The organism is Caldimonas manganoxidans ATCC BAA-369, assembly GCF_000381125.1.
Classification (GTDB): domain Bacteria; phylum Pseudomonadota; class Gammaproteobacteria; order Burkholderiales; family Burkholderiaceae_C; genus Caldimonas; species Caldimonas manganoxidans.
In genome coordinates, this window is record NZ_KB905945.1 from 1 (window position 1) to 17847 (window position 17847).

Genomic DNA, 17847 nt, shown 5'->3' on the forward strand with positions numbered 1-17847 from the left:
GATGGTCAACCTGTACATGGCCGCACGGCGCGTGCCGGCATTGGTGCGCCCGTAATGGGCCCATCATGGCCCGGGCGGGCGCCGAAGGGCCCGCCAGTAAGGCCCTCGAGGCCGTAGAACGCGCCAAAAACGCTCCGTTTCGCCCCGCGCAGGACAATCTCGCCGCGGCGCGGGGCTTGATCAGCGTTTCCTGAGGGCCCCTCATCCCCCTTTTGGGGGAAATGCGCACCGGGCCAGCGCCCACCATGGCGCCCCGTGCACGGCTCACGCCAGGGTGATCGGGATGGTCACCGGCCCGTCATTGACCGAATGCACCTGCATGTCCGCCCCGAAGACTCCAGCGGCCACGGGACTGTGACGGGCGCGGGCGCAGGCCAGGACTTGCTCGTACAAGGCCCGCGCCTGCGCCGGCGGAGCCGCCCCGCTGAAGCTGGGACGGTTGCCACCGGACACATCGGCCGCCAGGGTAAATTGCGAGACGATCAACAACCCGCCGCCCACGTCCACCACGTTGCGGTTCATCTTGCCGGCCTCATCCGAAAAGATGCGCAGCTTGAGCAGCTTGTCCACCAAGCGCGTGGCCTGCGCCTCGGTGTCCTGAGGCTGTGCACACACCAACACCAACAAGCCCTGACCGATGGCGCCGACCACTTCGCCGGCGACTTCCACATGGGCTTGCCGCACCCTTTGCACCACAGCCAACATCAGGCCTGCTCCTGCGTCTCCTGCAAGCCTGCCGGCTCGACCGACTGGGGCAGCAGTTCGATGGTCACCTTCAGGCCGGGCACGGCTTGGCTGAGCGCACGCTCGACCGCGGCGCGGCGCGACGCGGCCAGCCACAGGCTCCAGCGCCCAGGCACATGCATATGGAACTGGCAAAACTTGTCGCGCGCCGCCCGTCGCGTGCGCAGGTGATCGAAGCGAATCCCCTCGCGGACGTGTTCGGCCAGCACGCGTCGAATCGCTGCTTGCTCGGCTTCGCTCAGCGCCCGATCCATCAACCCATCGATCGATCGGCGCAGCAGCCCCCAGGCTTCGCGCGTGATGTTCAGCGCCACCGCGATGGCCAGCAGCGGGTCCAGCCACCACCAGCCCGTCAGCGACACCAACAGCACGCCTGCGGCCACTCCGATGGAGGTCCACACATCGGTCATGAGGTGTCGGCCATCGGCCTCCAAGGCAATGGAGTCGTGCTCGCGCGCCGCGCGCAACAGCATCCAGGCCACGCCCCCGTTGATGGCCGAACTCACCATCGACAAGGCCACCCCCAGGCCCAGGCGGTCCAGGGGCTCGGGCAGCAGCAGACGTTGCACGGCCGCCCAGATGATGGCCAGCGCCGCCCCCAGAATGAGCAGCCCTTCAAACCCGCTGGAGAAGTATTCGGCCTTGCCATGACCGAAGGGGTGGTCTTCGTCGGCTGGGGCATGGGCGATCGTCACCATGGCCAGCGCAAACACGGCCGCAGCGAGGTTGACGAATGACTCCATGGCGTCGGACAACAGCCCCACGGAGCCGGTGAGCCACCAGGCCGCGGTCTTCAGCACGATGGTGGCCACCGCCGCGGCGATGGACGCTCGCAGATAGTGGGCGACCTTCATCGCAGCGGCCGATGATCCGCCCGGGTTCAGGCCAGCGTCACCCGCGCGAACTTGCGCTTGCCCACTTGCACCACGAAGCGGCCGGCCTGCACTTTGAGCGCCTTGTCGGACACCACGGCCCCGTCGATGCGCACACCGCCTTGCTCGATCAGGCGCAGCGCCTCGCTGGTGGACGGCGCCAGCCCCGCTTGTTTGAGCAAGGCCCCAATGCCCATCGGCGCGCCCGCCAGCTGCACCTCGGGAAGGTGATCGGGAATGCCGCCTTTGGCGCGGTGGATGAAATCTTGCTCGGCGGCCTCGGCCGCAGCCGCACCATGGAAGCGGGCCGTGATTTCCTTGGCCAGCATCACCTTGGCATCGCGCGGATTGCGCCCGGCCTCGACTTCGGCTTTCAGGGCGGCGATGTCGGCCTCGCTGCGGAAGCTCAGCAAGGTGTAGTACTTCCACATCAGCGTGTCGCTGATGGACATGAGCTTGCCGAACATGTCATTGGCCGGCTCGGTGATGCCGATGTAATTGCCCTTGGATTTGGACATCTTCTCCACGCCGTCCAACCCCTCCAGCAGCGGCATGGTCAGGATGCACTGGGGCTCTTGCCCATACTCCTGCTGCAGGTGCCGCCCCATCAGCAGATTGAACTTCTGATCGGTGCCGCCCAGTTCCAGATCGGCGCGCAAGGCCACCGAGTCATAGCCTTGCATCAAGGGATAGAGAAACTCGTGCACCGAAATCGGCGTGCCGGCCTTGAAGCGGTCGTGGAAGTCGTTGCGCTCCATCATGCGCGCCACGGTGTACTTGGCCGCCAGCTGGATCATGCCGCGCGCGCCAAGCGCATCGCTCCATTCGGAGTTGTAGCGGATCTCGGTTTTTTCCGGGTCCAGCACCAGGCTGGCCTGGCGATAGTAGGTCTCGGCATTGGCGCGGATCTGCTCGGCCGTCAGCGGCGGGCGCGTGGTGTTGCGCCCCGACGGGTCGCCGATCATCGACGTGAAGTCGCCGATCAAGAAAATCACCGTGTGCCCCAAGTCCTGGAGCTGGCGCATTTTGTTCAGCACGACCGTGTGCCCCAGGTGGATGTCCGGCGCGGTCGGGTCCAGGCCCAGCTTGATGCGCAGTGGCACGCCAGTTGCTTCAGATCGAGCGAGTTTGTGCAGCCAGTCTTCTTGCGGCAACAATTCCTCGCAACCGCGTAACGAAATGTTCATCGCCTCGCGCACTTTGTCAGTCACGGGGTAAGGCGACGACGGGTGTGACAAGGAAGGGCTGCCGGACACGGAAGACTGAGCCGAGGAGGAGGACATACGGGTTATTTCAGAGGGTTGGCGCATGAGGCGGTTGTTATACTGCTGCGCTTTGTAAACAGCCTCTGGCAGGCGCCTCGGAATCTGATTCTAGTGGAGTGGCACGGTCCCTCCGCAGTATCACCAGGGAGTTCAACTCGCGGGCGGGGCCCCGGGCCGGTTCAACCGGTGCGGCGTGTCGCCCCACAGCAATCGGTCGATCCGTGAAGTTGCTACAGTCTTGGGAGCGCGAAGCGCGTCGCGCCGTCTTGTGGGCGCATCGTCATCACCGCAGTCTGGCCGGCGTCGTGCTGGCCGCCCTGTTCGGCACGGCCGTCACAGCCTTTGGTGTGGCGCCGCTGGCCCCCGATGCGGCCGATTTGCCGCAGCGGCTGATCGCCGAGCAGGTCGAGCCCCCCCACTGGCACAGCCAGCTCGAAGCCCTGGGCGAGTTCGAGCTGCTGCTCACCCGCAATGAGCTCACCCGCAGCACCGACACGGTAGACACCCTGCTGGCACGGCTGAACGTCACCGATGCCCAGGCTGCCGCCTTCTTGCGCAACGACCCCACGGCACGCCGCCTGATGCAAGGCCGTGCAGGCAAGATGGTGCAAGCCCAGGTCGGCCCGTCCGGTCAACTGCATCGGCTCATTGCTCGCTACCCGGCTGAAAAGCCCGAGCAATTTGCCACCCATTTCACCCGCCTGACGATCGAGCGTGCGGGCGAAGGCTTTGCCGCGCGGCTGGAGCAAGCCGAATTGAATTCTCGCGTGGCCTTGCGCAGCGGCACGATCGAAAGTTCGCTGTGGGCTGCCACGGCGGCCTCGCAAATCCCCGACACCGTCACGATCCAGATGGCGGAGATCTTCGCCAACGAGATCGACTTTCGGCGCGACCTGCGCCGAGGCGATGCCTTCGCGGTGATCTTCGAATCCTTGGAAGCCGACGGCGAGCCCATCACCTGGAACCAAGCCGCCGGGCGTGTGCTGGCCGCTCAGTTCATCAATGCCGGGCGGGTTCATGAGGCCTATTGGTTCCGCGACCCGGTGTTGGGCAAGGCCGCTTACTTCGATGCCAAGGGCGAAAGCCTGCGGCGCGCCTTCCTGGCCTCGCCCATGGAGTTTTCGCGGGTGTCCTCCGGATTTGCGCTGCGTTTTCACCCGATTCTGAAAACCTGGCGCCGTCACCTGGGGGTCGATTACGCCGCCCCCACGGGCACGCCGGTGCGCACCGTGGCCGATGGGGTGGTCGAGTTCGCCGGGTGGCAAAACGGCTATGGCAATGTGATCTTCATCCGCCATGCCGGCGGTCGGGTCACGGTATACGCCCACCTCAGTCGCCTGAACGTGCGTCAAGGCCAGCGCGTCGAGCAAGGTCAGCACATCGGGGCCGTCGGGGCCACGGGCTGGGCCACGGGCCCGCACCTGCACTTCGAGATCCGTGAAAACGGCCAGCATGTGGACCCGCTGCGCGTGGCCCGCAGCTCCGAGGCCTTCTCCATCGCTGCGGCATCGCGGGCGCAGTTCCAGGCCCAGGCCCTGGCCTACCGGCAACAGCTGGCCCTGGCTTCGCAGCAACAGTTCGCCCAGGCTGAATGAGCGCCTCTTCCGATGGCGAGGTGTTCCTCGGCTTGATGTCGGGCACTTCGCTGGACGGCGTCGATGGCGTGGCCGTGCGTTTCGGCCCGGACGAGGCCTCGGGTCTGCATGTCTTGGCCCATGAGGCCGAGCCGCTGCCGCCCGATCTTCGCGCGGACTTGCTGGCGCTGAACCGGCCAGGCGACAACGAGCTGCACCGCGCGGCGCTGGCGGCCAATGCGCTGGCGCGGGTCTATGCCGCAGTGGTGCAGCGCCTGCTGCACGCCCTGCCGGCCTCGCTGCGCCGGGCCGTGCGGGCCGTTGGCGCCCATGGTCAGACGGTGCGCCACCGGCCCGGTGAATTCGACGGACAAGGCTATACCGTGCAACTGCTCAATGCCGCCTTGTTGGCCGAGTTGTGCGGCCTGGACGTGGTGGCCGACCTGCGCAGCCGTGATGTGGCCGCCGGCGGCCAAGGCGCCCCGCTGGTGCCCGCCTTTCATGCCGCCTGCTTCTGCCGCCCGGGCGTGTGGGTGGCGGTGTTGAACGTGGGCGGCATGGCCAATCTCAGCCTGCTGGGCCCCGCCGGCGAGCTCAGCGGCTTCGACTGTGGCCCGGGCAATGTGTTGCTGGACGGCTGGTGCCAACGCCATCTCGGACAGCCGTATGACGCGCAAGGCCGCTGGTCGTCCCAGGGGCGGGTGCTGCCCTGGCTGCTGCAGGCGATGCAGGCCGAACCCTGGCTGGCGGCCCCTCCCCCCAAAAGCACGGGACGCGAGCTCTTCGATACCCACTGGCTCCAGGCACGGCTCGAGGCCGGGCCGCCATGCGCGCCGGTGGACGTGCAGGCCACCCTGTGTGAGTTCACGGCCGCCTGCGCGGCCGATCATGTGCGGCGCCATGCCCCTGCCACGCGCGAACTCATCGTCTGCGGCGGCGGTGCGCTCAATGCCGACTTGATGGCTCGCCTGGCCGCCAGACTGCCCGGGGTGGTGGTGCAAGACTCCGGGCGCCACGGCCTGCCCCCGCTACAGGTGGAAGCCGCAGCTTTCGCCTGGTTGGCCCGAGCCCGTCTGCACGGCCTGGCAGGCAATCGACCGGCCGTCACCGGAGCGGCCGGACCGCGCGTACTCGGCGCCTGGTATCACGCCTGAGACACCCCAAAAAAACGAACGGCGCGCCCTGGGGCGCGCCGCATGCGATCGAAACGAGCCAACCGCTCAGACCGAGAAGCTCGACCCGCAGCCACAGGTCGTGGTGGCATTGGGGTTCTTGATCACGAACTGGGCGCCTTGGAGGTCTTCCTTGTAGTCGATCTCGGCGCCGACCAGGTACTGCAGGCTCATCGCATCGATCAGCAAGGTGACGCCGTTTTTCTGCATCTGGGTGTCGTCTTCGTTGACGACCTCGTCGAAGGTGAAGCCATATTGAAATCCCGAGCAGCCGCCGCCTTGCACGAACACGCGCAGCTTCAGGTCGGGATTGCCCTCCTCATCGACGAGTTGCTTGACTTTTTCGGCAGCGCTGTCGGTGAAGATCAGCGGGGCGGGCATCTCGGCGGTAGGGGACTCAAGGGCGGCACTCATGCAAACTCCTGATGGGCCAGTCGCGGCCCGTTGATGCAATTATCCGTGATTGGACGCCAGCTTCAACGCAGCAGAGCCGCTGCCGGCCGACTCCGAGCCGGTGGCGGCCCCATCGCCTTTGAGCGGGTGCAACTCGCCGTCGATCGTGGCCCCCTGGTGCATCTCCAGGGATTCGTAACACACCGGCCCGATGATGCGGGCACGCGGCTGCAGTTCGAGGAGATGATCGGCTTCCACGGAGCCTTCGACGATGCCATTGATGATGACATGGCCGGCCTTGACCTTGCCGCGAACCCGGGCTTTCTCGCTGATGACCAGCACGCTGGGCATGTCCTCCCCGTGGGCCACCACGTCACCCAGCACCTCGCCGTCGATGCGCAGCCCCGCCGTGAAGACGACACTTCCTTCGACGCGCGTTCCTTCGCCAATGAGGGTGCGGATGGGGGGCTGCTTTTTGCGTCCGAACATGGTGCTCTCCAACGTGGTGGCCACCCGAGGCCGCGTGGCAGCGCCGCCTGGGTCGCTCGTACAAATGTCGATGTGTCAATGTGTCGTGCCCGCCCCGGCGCATGGCGCTTCGGTGGGCACGGCCGCCGCGGCTCAGAGCTTGAGCGTTTGCTGAGCCCGCACCGTGCCGTCGGCATCGGTCAGACGGACCTCGAGCTGTTGTACCACGGCCGCCGGGGGAAAGTCGATGATCCCCTGCACACGTTTGTAATGTTTGACAAGCACCTCACGACGGCCGTCCGCCTTGGCCTGCGCCCAGGGGCGACCCTCGAGCGTGCCCACGAGCCGTAGCTCGTAGCGTCCGCGAAACTCCGGCTGGGTGCGGCCATTTTGCATGATGAGCAATTGGTAACGCATTTGTCCGGGCTGCACGATTTCGGCTTGCAAGCCTCGCAGCGCCAAGGGGCCGCTCGTGGCGGGCAACAGACGTTCGAAAAAGCCCAGGTCATCCTGCAAGGCCATGTTTTCGGCTTCGAGCTGGCGTATCCGCTCGGCCAAGCGCTCCTGGGCCGCGCGCTCCATCTTCAGCAAGCTCTCGGCCGTGTTGGCGATCGATTGGGCCTGCTCACGCTCGGCACGCAGCTGCTGCAGCTCGACCTTCAGGCGGGCCAATTCCGCGCGCTCGACACGATCGAGCCCGGCGATGTCTTTGCCGAGTTCAAAGGCCCACAGCGCAATGGCGCCGGAAAACCCCAGCATCAAGGCCACGGCGGCCCAGCGCAGCGGCCAAGGCAAATGGCTGCGCACGATCATGCGCGGGGCACTGATGGACAGCCGCCGCCTGATCAACTTCCAGCGCAATGGCAGGCTCCAATGGCAAGGTTCAAGGCAGGACGGGCACCTGCAGCAGCCCCGTGGTTTCGTCCAGGCCGCACATCAGGTTCATGCATTGCACGGCCTGGCCTGCGGCGCCCTTGGTGAGGTTGTCTTCCACCACGAGCACCATGGCCAGGTCTGGCGCGGGCTTGTGCACGGCGATGCGAACGAAGTTGGAGGCTCGCACCGAGCGGGTCTCGGGCGCGGAGCCGGCCGGCATCACGTCCACGAAGGGTTCTGCGCGGTAGTGGTCCTCGAACAAGGCCTGCAAGTCGGTCTGCTGACCCTGTGGCGTGAGGCGGGCGTAAAGCGTGGAGTGGATGCCGCGAATGGCTGGGATGAGGTGCGGCACGAACACGCAGTGCACCTCGGGAGAATTCAGGGGCACCCCGGCGATCACACGCAATTGCTGGTTGATCTCGGGGCCATGACGATGCCCCTTGACCCCATAGGCCTTGAAGTTGTCGGCGGCTTCGGCCAACAGGGTATGCACCTCGGCCTTGCGGCCTGCGCCGGACACCCCCGAAGCGCAGTTGGCGATCAGGTGCGCCGCATCGACCAGGCCCGGGGTCTTGAGCAGCGGGGCGAAACCGAGCTGGACGCTGGTGGGATAGCACCCCGGGTTGCCCACGATGCGCGCCTTGCGGATGGCCTCCCGATGCAATTCGGGCAAGCCGTACACCGCCTCGGCCAACAGGTCGGGACAGGCATGGGGCATGCCATACCAGCGCTCGAATTCGGCCGTGTCCTTCAAGCGAAAATCGGCCGCCAGATCGATGATCTTGACGCCTGCGGCCACCAGCTCGCGCGCCTGTGCCATGGCCACGCCATGCGGCGTGGCGAAGAACACCACGTCGCATTCGTTCAAGCGGGCCTCGTCGGGAGTGGTGAATGCCAGATCCACCCGACCGCGCAACGAAGGGTACATGTCCGACACCGGCATGCCCGCCTCCTTGCGCGAGGTGATGGCCGTGATGGTCACCTGGGGATGCTGCGACAACAGGCGCAGCAGCTCCACCCCGGTGTAGCCCGTGCCTCCGACGATACCGACTTTGATCATGAACCTCACTCCGGCGAAGAAGAGGCATTGTAGAAGCACCCAGGCCGCCCGAAGGCGGCCTGGGTGCGAGCAAGGCGCAACAGAAGCGCGGTCTCAGCGCTTGCTGAACTGCTTGCGACGACGGGCTTTGTGCAAACCCACCTTCTTGCGCTCGACCTCGCGGGCATCGCGGGTCACGAAGCCGGCCTGGCTGAGCGCAGGCTTGAGCGAGGCGTCATAGTCGATCAGGGCGCGGGTGATGCCATGACGCACCGCCCCGGCCTGGCCGGATTCGCCACCGCCGTGGACATTGACCTTGATGTCGAAAGCCCCTTCGTTGTTGGTGAGCACCAAGGGCTGCTTGACCACCATGATGGAGGTCTGGCGGCCGAAGTACTGATCCACCGGGCGACCGTTGACCAGGATCTGGCCCGTACCCTTCTTCAGGAAGACGCGGGCCACCGACGATTTGCGCCGACCCGTGCCATAGTTCCAATTGCCGATCATCGCCGCTCCTTAGATTTCCAGCGTCTTGGGCTGCTGGGCGGTGTGCGGGTGCTCGGCACCGGCGTACACCTTCAGCTTTTTGATCATCGCGTAGCCCAGGGGCCCCTTGGGCAGCATGCCTTTGACCGCCTTCTCCAGGGCGCGCCCCGGATGCTTGGCCTGCATGTCCTTGAACTTGGTGGCATAGATGCCACCCGGATAGCCGGAGTGACGGTAGTAGATCTTGTCTTCGGCCTTGTTGCCGGTGACGCGGATCTTGTCGGCGTTGACGACGATGATGTAGTCGCCCGTATCGACGTGCGGCGTGTAGATGGGCTTGTGCTTGCCACGCAGGCGCAGAGCGACTTCGCTGGCCACTCGTCCGAGCACCTTGTCGGTGGCGTCGATCACAAACCAATCGTGCTTCACGTCAGCGGGCTTAGCGCTGAAGGTTTTCATGGAAGTTCCGATCAGTCAGTCGCAACCCTGGAAGCTGGGTGAGGGCGGTCGGTGCTGCTTGTGATGTGCAGCCTCTTAGGCCCATGACCACGGCCATCTTCCCTACGCCACGCCGCCTCGATGCCTCAAGCAAGATCCGCAAGAAGACCCGCAAGAAGATCAGACCCGCCGCACACCGCCACCCGACGGTGGCAGCCCTGGCTTTCGTCGCGCTTTTCCCGGGGTTGCACACGGGAAAACGCGCAAGTATACAGGTTCTGAAGATCACCGGCCAGACCGGGGTGCGATTCGAGAAAGACCGCACGGTCCAGCGCGGCAAACCGAGCCCAGGGATGGTCAGGCGGACGTTTTCCAGGCATACTAGGGTTTACCCTTATTGGAGAGCATGTCATGGGCTATCCCGGCGACATCCTGAGCCGTCCGAAGTATGGCCTGGACCGGCACGACCGGCCTGCGGCCGAAGCGCAGCCCCCGGCGGCGGGCCCCGAGACGACCCGCGCTTGGCTGGCCCACTGGGTGCCGATCCGCACACTGGCAGCTCGGCACCGTCCGCGCATCCTGGCCCACCTGCTGGGGTTGGATGCCCATGATCGTTACCTGCGCTTCGGCTATCCGGCCAGCGACGAACAGATCGAGCAGTACGTGCGCAAGCTCGATTTCGAGCGCGACGAGATCTTTGGCATCTTCAACCGACGCTTGCAGCTGATTGCCGTGGCTCACCTGGCCTACCAGGCCCCGCAACAGGTCCGCGGCCGGCCGGCGATGGTCGAATTCGGGGTGTCGGTGTCGAAGTCGGCCCGCGGCCGCGGCTATGGAGCCCGGCTGTTTCAACGGGCCGTGATGCACGCCCGCAACCGGCAGGTCGATACGCTGTACATCCATGCCTTGAGCGAGAACACGGCCATGCTGAAGATCGCCCGCAAAGCGGGCGCCACCGTGGTGCGCGACGGCAGCGAATCCCAAGCCTGGCTGAAATTGCCACCGGACACGCTGGCCACCCATTTCGAGGCACTGCTGGAAACCCAGGCCGCGGAAATGGACTATCGGCTCAAGCTCCACGCCCGGCGCTTTGCCGAATGGCTGGATGCTCTGGCCGAAGTGAAGACCAACATCGGACCGCATCACCCCAGCAGCAGTTGACCCCCGCTGGCTGCGGCCTGGCGCCCCGACGCCGCGCGGGGCGGCCCCTCAACTGAACGATGGCCACCCGCCTCGCGGGCCATTAGCATATCGGCTTCATGACGGCCCCACGGGCGAGCGCGGTGGCGCACGTTGCCCCCCGTTCTCCCGGATGCGGCGGGCCTGCGCAATGCACTGGCCATGCAATCCCTGACCCTGATCCTCGTCGTGGTGAGTTCCGTGCTGCTGGGCGCGGGCCTGAGCCTTTGGATCACGCACAGGCATCGCAGCGAGGCGCTGCCGCGTGAATGGCCCCTGACCTTGCGTCCGGTGTTCACGGCCGACGAGCGGCGCATGTACCGCCAGTTGCGCGAGGCGTTCCCGGAACATGCCATTTTGGTGAAACTGCCGTTGACGCGCTTCACCCAGGCCAGCGAGCCCGAGCGGGCCGGCTATTGGCATCGATTCATCAGCCATTTGCATGTCACCTTTGCCATTTGCAATCTGAATGGGCGGGTGATCGCGGCCATCGACATCGAGGGGCCGCGCGGGGGGTCGCGCCGCGCCACGGCCATCAAGACCGCCGTGCTCAACGCCTGCCGAGTGCGTTATTTGTGCTTCATGGTCGATGACCTGCCCTCGCTGCTGGAGATCCAGCGCTTGGTGCTGCACGATGGCCCCTTGCCGATGCCGGCCACGCGTGGGGCCTCCAGTGCGCCGTCGCCGCTGGACAATGCGCGCCACACGCTGGCGCGCACGGTGCAGCAGCGCCGCCAGCAGCGCAGCGCGCTGTGGCAAGACTCGACCTTGGCCCAAGACTCGTTCTTTGCGCCCGACAGCCGGCTGGACGGTCTGGTCGAAAGCGGTTTCACGCCGCTGCCGGCGGCCACCGGAGCCCCTTCGGCCGCCTCGTTGCGCGGCGACATCGGCGGTGTGGTGGTCGACGACCCCGAGCCTGCGGGCTCGCGGCGTTGAGCCGCCGCACGTCCGTCGCGCGTAGCATGTGGGGATGCACGACGCCCATCCCCTTGCTCACGCCTATGCCCGTCTGACCCCCGATCTGGTGCTCGATGCCTTGGAGCATGCCGGACTGCGCGGCGACGGTCGCTTGTTGCAGCTCAACTCTTACGAAAACCGCGTGTTCCTGTGCCACCTGGAAGACGGTGGCAGCGTGGTGGTGAAGTTCTACCGTCCGCAGCGTTGGACCGATGCGCAAATTCTGGAAGAGCATGCCTTTGCCTGGGAGCTGGCGCAGGCCGAGATCCCGGTGGTGGCGCCTTGCGTCCTGTCCGAGGCGCTGGCCGGCCGCACCCTCGGTGAGTTCGAAGGGTTTCGTTTTTCGGTGAGCCCACGGCATGGCGGGCGCGCGCCCGAGCTGGACGACGCATGGACGCTGCAAAGGCTGGGCCGCTTCCTCGGCCGGCTGCATGCCGTGGGGCGGCGGCAGCCCTTCGTGCATCGGCCGACGCTGGACGTGCATGGCTTCGGCGAGGAGCTGCTGGCCTGGCTGCTGAATCATGGCATCGTGCCTGCCGATGTGGCACCGGCCTGGACGGCCGCGGCACAGGCCGCGCTGGACGGCGTGCGGCGCTGCTTCGAGGCCGCCGGCCCGGTGGCCATGCTGCGCCTGCACGGCGACTGCCATGTGGGCAACATCCTGTGGACCGACGCCGGGCCGCATTTCGTGGATCTGGACGATGCGCGCATGGGCCCGGCGGTGCAGGATCTGTGGATGCTGTTGTCCGGCGACCGCAGCGCCCGGACGCACCAACTGAGCCAAGTGCTGGCCGGCTACGAGGACTTCATGCCCTTCGAGCGGCGCGAGCTGCACCTGGTGGAGGCGCTACGCACGCTGCGCCAGCTGCACTTTGCCGCCTGGCTGGCACGGCGCTGGGACGACCCGGCCTTCCCTGCGGCGTTTCCGTGGTTCGGCAGCTCGGCCTGGTGGAGCGGCCAGGTGGTCCAGCTGCGCGAGCAGCTGGAGGCCATGGCCGAGCCGCCGCTGGCGGTGTGAGGGCTCAGCCCACCAGCAAGGCGTTGACGCGCTTGACGTAGGCCGCCGGGTCGTCGAGCTGCCCGCCTTCGGCCAGCAAGGCTTGGTCGTAGAGGATGTGGGCCAGGTCCTCGAAGCGATCGCTGCCGTCCAGCCGTTTGACCAGCGGGTGATCGGCGTTGATTTCCAGGATGAAGCGGGTCTGCGGCGCCTTCTGGCCGGCTTGTTTGAGCAAGCGCACCAGATGGGCACTCATCTCGCCTTCGTCGGCCACCAAGCAGGCCGGAGAGTCCACCAAGCGAGTGGTGACGCGCACGTCCTTGGCCTTGTCCTTGAGGGTTTCCTTCAGGCGCTCGACGATGGGCTTGAAAGCCTCAGCGGCCTGTTCGGCTTTTTTCTTCTCTTCTTCGTCTTGCAACGCGCCGAGGTCCACCGCGCCCTTGGCCACGCTGTGCAGCGGCTTGCCGTCGAACTCGTAGAGGTAGTTGAGCATCCACTCATCGACGCGGTCGGTCAGCAGCAAGACCTCGATGCCCTTCTTGCGGAAGATTTCCAGCTGCGGGCTGTTCTTGGCTGCGGCCAAGGTGTCGGCCGTGATGTAGTAGATCGCCTCTTGGCCTTCTTTCATGCGCGAGACGTAGTCGGCCAGCGAGACGCCCTCGTCGGCATGCGTGGAGGCAAAGCGCAAGAGCTTGGCCAGGCGATCACGGTTGGCGTTGTCCTCGCCCACGCCCTCTTTGAGCACGGCGCCGAACTCCCTCCAAAACTGGGCGTACTTGTCTTTGTGGTTCTCAGCCAGGTCTTCCAGCATGGACAGCACGCGCTTGGTGCAGCCTTCGCGGATGGCTTTGACGTCACGGCTTTCCTGCAGCAGCTCGCGTGAGACATTGAGCGGCAAATCGGCACTGTCGACCACGCCTTTGACAAAGCGCAGATAGACCGGCATCAAGGCCTCGGCGTCGTCCATGATGAAGACGCGCTTGACGTAGAGCTTGACGCCGCCACGCTTGTCGCGGTTCCACAGGTCGAACGGCGCCTTGGCCGGGATGTACAGCAGCTGCGTGTACTCGGTGCGGCCTTCGACGCGGTTGTGGGTGTAGGCCAGCGGCGGCTGGGTGTCGTAGCTGATCTGCTTGTAGAACTCGTGGTATTGCTCTTCGGTGATGTCGCTCTTGGGGCGCGTCCACAGCGCGGCAGCCTGGTTGACCGTTTCCCATTCGTCTTTCAGGACGTACTCGCCTTTGTCTTTGTCCCATTCCTCTTTGCGCATCAGGATGGGCAGGGAAATGTGGTCGGAGTATTTGCCGATGATGGACTTCAGGCGCCAGCGGCTGAGAAAGTCGAGCTCGCTTTCGCGCAGGTGCAAGATGACGTCGGTGCCGCGTTGGGCGCGGGTGATGGTTTCGACCTCGAACTCGCCGGTGCCATCGCTGCTCCAGCGCACGCCCTCCTCGGGCTTGAGGCCGGCGCGGCGGGATTCCACGGTGATGCGATCAGCCACGATGTAGCCGCTGTAGAAGCCCACGCCGAATTGGCCGATGAGCTGGGCGTCTTTTTGCTGGTCGCCCGAGAGCCGGTCCATGAATTCGCGGGTGCCGCTCTTGGCAATGGTGCCCAAGTTGGCAATGGCTTCCTCCGCGCTCATGCCGATGCCGTTGTCGCTGATGGTGATGGTGCGCGCGGCTTTGTCGAAGTGGACGCGGATTTCGAGATTGGGCTGGTCTTCGTACAGCGCGTTGTTGTGCAAGGCCTCGAAGCGCAACTTGTCGCAGGCGTCCGACGCGTTGGAGATCAGCTCGCGCAGGAAGATCTCCTTGTTCGAATACAGCGAGTGCGTGACCAGGTGCAGCAGCTGCTTGACTTCGGCTTGAAAAGAGAGGGTTTGCTTGTCCATGACGTCTTCGGATGGTGAAATGGCAGGCGTGGCGCCGATGAGGCGGCCACATGGGGGCGCTCGGCGGCACTTCAAGGGCCCTCCCCAAGAAAAAAACCCGCCCTCGGCGGGCGGGCAACACGCTGGGACCGGCCTCGGGGTCCCGCGCTCACGAGGAGGAGGGCGGCCCCCGGCTCAGGGGCCAGCCGGCTCCACGAAAACGGCCACGCTGCGGCCCGGCACGGTGAAGAGGCCGCTGCCGGAGGCAAAGCTCGCGCCCCGAACCCGGGCATCGCTGCCATTGGCCAGCACGGGGTGCAGGCTCAGGCTGCGGCCGGCCAGGGCGGCCACCGAATAGGTCTGATCGGCCGGTGCAGCATTGATGAGCACCACCAGGTTGGCATAGCGACCGTCACCGCACGGGCTGCCGTCGCTCTTGCGGCCGACGATGCGCATGACGATCAGGCCGTCGCGCTGGTCGGCCGCATCGGGGAAACTGACGCACTCGCGCACATCGACCCCGCTGCGCAGACGCAGCATGGTGGTGTCGCGGCGCACGCGCAGCAGGTCCAGCACGGCGTCGCGGGTGGCGCGGATGTCGGCGGCCGACGGCGGGATGTTGGCATTGCTGAGGATCGGGCGCATGCGGTCCCACTCGGCCTGATTTTTCTCGGCCGAGGGCAGGCCCATGGTGCCGAAGAAGTTGGTCGTGGCCGACCAGTCGATGCGGTTGAACCAGTCGCCGGCGTTGTAGCTGTCGCGGTCCAGGCTCTTGCTGCGCAGCAGCTCGTCGCCCGCATGCAGGAAGGGGATGCCCTGGCCCATCAGCACCGTGCCCAGCGCCACGACCTGGGCCCGTGCACGCTCGCTCGCCGTGGTGGTGGAGGGCAGCTTGAACTGGTTGATGTCAAAGAGCGTTTCACCATCGTGCACGCCCGCATAGTTGATCACCTCGTACGGGTCGGCGGTGTAGCCGGCGCTTTGGCCGCCGTAGTCGTACGAGGACGCCAACCTGCCATTGAGCACGAAGTCGTGCACGCTGCCGGCCAGCCCCAAGCGGATGAGGTTTTGCTGATAGTGCAGCTCGCTGCGCTGGTCGGAGGTGCAGGTGCTGCCATTGAGCGCGTTGTTGTCGTAGCAGCGTCCGTTGGCGAACCCCTGGCGGCGCAGCACGTCGTCGCCGGCGTCGAAGGGGCCGCCGCCGCGGATGGCGTCGCGGATGCGGTCACTGAAGGAGCCAATGCCCGTGCCGCGCAAGTTGGCCTGTCGGGCCTGCACGAACTGCCGGTCGTCGGCCACCTCGCCGAAGTTCCATGCCTCGCCGTAATAGAGCAAGGGGCGTCCAGCAGCCGCATCGACTTCGGTGCGGGCCGCTTGCATGGCCGCCAGCGGAATGTGGCCCATGATGTCGAAGCGGAAGCCATCGACCTTGTACTCGACCGCCCAGGTCTTGAGCGTGTCGATCATGAGCTTTTCCATCATCGCGTATTCGGGGGCGGTGTTCTCGCAGCAGGTCGAGCGCTCGATGAAGCCGTCGCCGTTGAGGCGGTAGTAATAACCCGGCACGATGCGGTCGAGGAAATTGCCACTGGTGTGGTTGTAGACCACGTCCAGCACCACGCGCAGGCCCATGCCATGCAGGGCTTGGACCATCTGACGGAACTCGCGCACGCGCACGGCCCCGTCGGCCGCGTCGCTGGCGTAGCTGCCTTCGGGCGCGCCATAGTGGCGCGGGTCATAGCCCCAGTTGAAGCAATCCTCATCCTTGGTCGCTGCCACCGTGGCCTGGGGCACTTCACTGGTCGGGCCGGCCGCGGTGATCGTCGGCGTCACGCAGCCGGTCTCGGGAATGGTGGCCAAGTCGTAGGTGGGCAGCAGGTGCACATGCGTGAGCCCCGCTGCAGCCAGGGCCTGCAGGTGGCGCACCCCATCGGTGTTGGCTTGCGCGAACGCGGTGTACTTGCCGCGATGAGCCGCCGGCACGCTGGCGTCGTTGGCCGAGAAATCGCGCACGTGCAGTTCGTAGATCACGCTGTCCGAGGGCGCCTGCAGCGGCGGGATGGCATGACCGTCCCAGCCGGTGGGCTTGAACATCGCATCGGACAGCCGCGCCACCATCGCCTTCTCGCTGTTGGCATTGAGCGTGAGCGCGTAGGGATCGGTCACGGTATTGGTGACCACGCCGCCGTCTTGCCGTGAATACACCTGCACCCGGTAGGTGTAGTAGGCGTCGTTCACCCAGGAGGTCTCGCCGGTGTAACTCCACACGCCGGAGTTGGGATCCTCGGTCATCGGGCGCAGGGGCTGACCATCCACGGCCAGCTCGACCGAGCGCGCCGTGGGCGCCCACAGGCGAAAGACCGGGCGGCCTTGCCCGTCGAAACTCACCCCCAGGGTCTGGATGCGCGCCTGGGCGGCATACACATCGTCCAGCACCCCTTGGATCTGCAACTGCGTGGCATGGGTGACTTGGCCCTGAAACAGGCGCGCCACGACGAGCTGTCCCTTGAGCAGCGAGCGCACCTCGGCCTGTGCCGCAACCGGCACGGCAAACGCCGGTGCGGACGCCAGATGGCGAAAGCGCTCGCGCAGCGCGGCCTCCAGCGTGGTGGGGCTCAGCGTGTGAAAACCGTCCGCCCCCTGAACGCCCGCGGCACCGACGGTGATGCCGCCTTGGGCCGCATGGTACAAGCGCAGCTCGCCGCCGGCCGGCAGGTTGGGCCAGACCAGGCGCGAGGCCGACAGCCACATCGCGCGGGCATGGTTGATGTTCACGCCACTGGCGGCCTGGGCGCTGTCGTAGGTGGCGCAATCGCCCTGTTTGAGCCAGATCTCTTGCCCTCGGGTGGCAATGTCCGCGGCGAAGGTGGCCACACGGTCGCAGTCTTGGTCTTTCTCGGCCTCGGAGGCGCTGAGGGGCCGGTTCAACAGGAAATCCATGCGGCCCAGCGATGGATCGACGGGAATGTCCACATAGCGGCCGAAGCCGTCGGAGGCGGTGAATACGAAACGCGGCGAGCCGGGCCAGCCACTGGAGGGGGTGGTCGGCCCGCGCCAGGCATACACCCCCCAGCCGTCATAGTCACCGGCAGCACGCTGGTAGTGCACCCGCAAGGTCCCCGGCGGCACCGCAGCGGCTTCGTCATGGCCACCGCCGTCGCCGCCCCCGCCCCCGCCCCCACAGGCAGCCAGCAGGCCGCCCACGGCGGCCATCGCCAGCGCCATCGCCCAGCGGCTCCAGCCCCATTTCGTCCCGTTCGTCATCATCGTCTCCTGAGTTCGATCCCGGCAAGGGCCGCGATGGGCAAAGCCTGGACCGCGACCCTCCAGAGTCAGTGAGCGCGATGGTCACGAAGTAAAACTACAAAATCAAGCCTGGGACAAACCCTAGAATGCGCAAACCGGAGAAGGACCCGCTAAGTGATTGATAACAAAAGGAAATTTGTGGATGTGTCGGGCGAAGCGCTGAACCGCACCCCCTCACGAGCCCAAAGCCCTACACTGGAGTCGATGT

General features: G+C 66.0%; 16 protein-coding genes. 5 read left to right on the plus strand and 11 right to left on the minus strand.

The window, feature by feature from the left end; translation table 11 throughout:
- Window positions 1-264 precede the first annotated feature (264 nt).
- The 3 genes from dtd to tyrS are packed head-to-tail and all read right to left on the minus strand — an operon-like array spanning window position 265 to window position 2803.
- On the minus strand, window positions 265-705 hold the full coding sequence (gene dtd / locus F615_RS0110260; RefSeq protein WP_019561095.1) for a D-aminoacyl-tRNA deacylase: 441 nt from the start codon (window positions 703-705) through the stop codon (window positions 265-267).
- The gene (locus tag F615_RS0110265) at window positions 705-1598 is read right to left on the minus strand and encodes a cation diffusion facilitator family transporter (protein WP_019561096.1); all 894 of its coding nucleotides are present in this window, start codon (window positions 1596-1598) and stop codon (window positions 705-707) included. Before F615_RS0110265 ends, dtd begins: the two co-directional genes overlap by 1 nt.
- Before the next feature lie 26 nt (window positions 1599-1624).
- On the minus strand, window positions 1625-2803 hold the full coding sequence (gene tyrS, locus F615_RS0110270; protein ID WP_051090230.1) for a tyrosine--tRNA ligase: 1179 nt from the start codon (window positions 2801-2803) through the stop codon (window positions 1625-1627).
- Between the two features lie 299 nt (window positions 2804-3102).
- Between tyrS and F615_RS0110275 the strand changes: the two genes are divergently transcribed.
- Together F615_RS0110275 and F615_RS0110280 are read left to right on the plus strand one after the other, a co-directional pair.
- Window positions 3103-4476 (plus strand): M23 family metallopeptidase, encoded by a 1374-nt coding sequence (locus F615_RS0110275; protein WP_019561098.1) that lies wholly within the window; start codon window positions 3103-3105, stop codon window positions 4474-4476.
- A complete protein-coding gene (locus tag F615_RS0110280; protein WP_019561099.1) occupies window positions 4473-5609 on the plus strand; it encodes an anhydro-N-acetylmuramic acid kinase in 1137 nt (378 codons plus the stop codon). Before F615_RS0110275 ends, F615_RS0110280 begins: the two co-directional genes overlap by 4 nt.
- Before the next feature lie 66 nt (window positions 5610-5675).
- On the opposite strand, the gene erpA is transcribed toward F615_RS0110280, so the two are convergent.
- From erpA to rplM, 6 genes are all read right to left on the minus strand, one after another.
- Entirely contained in the window at window positions 5676-6041 is a 366-nt protein-coding gene (gene erpA / locus F615_RS0110285) for an iron-sulfur cluster insertion protein ErpA (protein WP_026330221.1), read from the minus strand.
- 39 nt (window positions 6042-6080) lie between these two features.
- Entirely contained in the window at window positions 6081-6509 is a 429-nt protein-coding gene (locus F615_RS0110290) for a bactofilin family protein (RefSeq protein WP_019561101.1), read from the minus strand.
- A gap of 132 nt (window positions 6510-6641) precedes the next feature.
- Window positions 6642-7301: a DUF6776 family protein gene (locus tag F615_RS0110295; protein ID WP_232301002.1), complete on the minus strand. Its 660-nt coding sequence runs from the start codon at window positions 7299-7301 to the stop codon at window positions 6642-6644.
- Between the two features lie 70 nt (window positions 7302-7371).
- Window positions 7372-8424: an N-acetyl-gamma-glutamyl-phosphate reductase gene (gene argC / locus F615_RS0110300; protein ID WP_019561103.1), complete on the minus strand. Its 1053-nt coding sequence runs from the start codon at window positions 8422-8424 to the stop codon at window positions 7372-7374.
- A 93-nt stretch (window positions 8425-8517) separates the two neighbouring features.
- The gene (gene rpsI / locus F615_RS0110305) at window positions 8518-8910 is read right to left on the minus strand and encodes a 30S ribosomal protein S9 (protein ID WP_019561104.1); all 393 of its coding nucleotides are present in this window, start codon (window positions 8908-8910) and stop codon (window positions 8518-8520) included.
- A gap of 9 nt (window positions 8911-8919) precedes the next feature.
- The gene (rplM, locus tag F615_RS0110310; protein WP_019561105.1) at window positions 8920-9348 is read right to left on the minus strand and encodes a 50S ribosomal protein L13; all 429 of its coding nucleotides are present in this window, start codon (window positions 9346-9348) and stop codon (window positions 8920-8922) included.
- 390 nt (window positions 9349-9738) lie between these two features.
- Between rplM and F615_RS0110315 the strand changes: the two genes are divergently transcribed.
- The 3 genes from F615_RS0110315 (at window position 9739) to F615_RS0110325 (ending at window position 12481) form a co-directional block, all read left to right on the plus strand.
- Entirely contained in the window at window positions 9739-10488 is a 750-nt protein-coding gene (locus tag F615_RS0110315) for a GNAT family N-acetyltransferase (protein ID WP_019561106.1), read from the plus strand.
- Between the two features lie 180 nt (window positions 10489-10668).
- Window positions 10669-11442 (plus strand): DUF2726 domain-containing protein, encoded by a 774-nt coding sequence (locus F615_RS19420; RefSeq protein WP_019561107.1) that lies wholly within the window; start codon window positions 10669-10671, stop codon window positions 11440-11442.
- 34 nt (window positions 11443-11476) lie between these two features.
- Window positions 11477-12481 (plus strand): serine/threonine protein kinase, encoded by a 1005-nt coding sequence (locus tag F615_RS0110325; RefSeq protein WP_019561108.1) that lies wholly within the window; start codon window positions 11477-11479, stop codon window positions 12479-12481.
- Window positions 12482-12485: 4 nt separating this feature from the next.
- Here F615_RS0110325 and htpG read toward each other — a convergent pair whose 3' ends face one another.
- A complete protein-coding gene (htpG, locus tag F615_RS0110330; RefSeq protein ID WP_019561109.1) occupies window positions 12486-14354 on the minus strand; it encodes a molecular chaperone HtpG in 1869 nt (622 codons plus the stop codon).
- Window positions 14355-14528: 174 nt separating this feature from the next.
- Entirely contained in the window at window positions 14529-17597 is a 3069-nt protein-coding gene (gene pulA, locus F615_RS18245; RefSeq protein ID WP_019561110.1) for a pullulanase-type alpha-1,6-glucosidase, read from the minus strand.
- Window positions 17598-17847 lie beyond the last annotated feature (250 nt).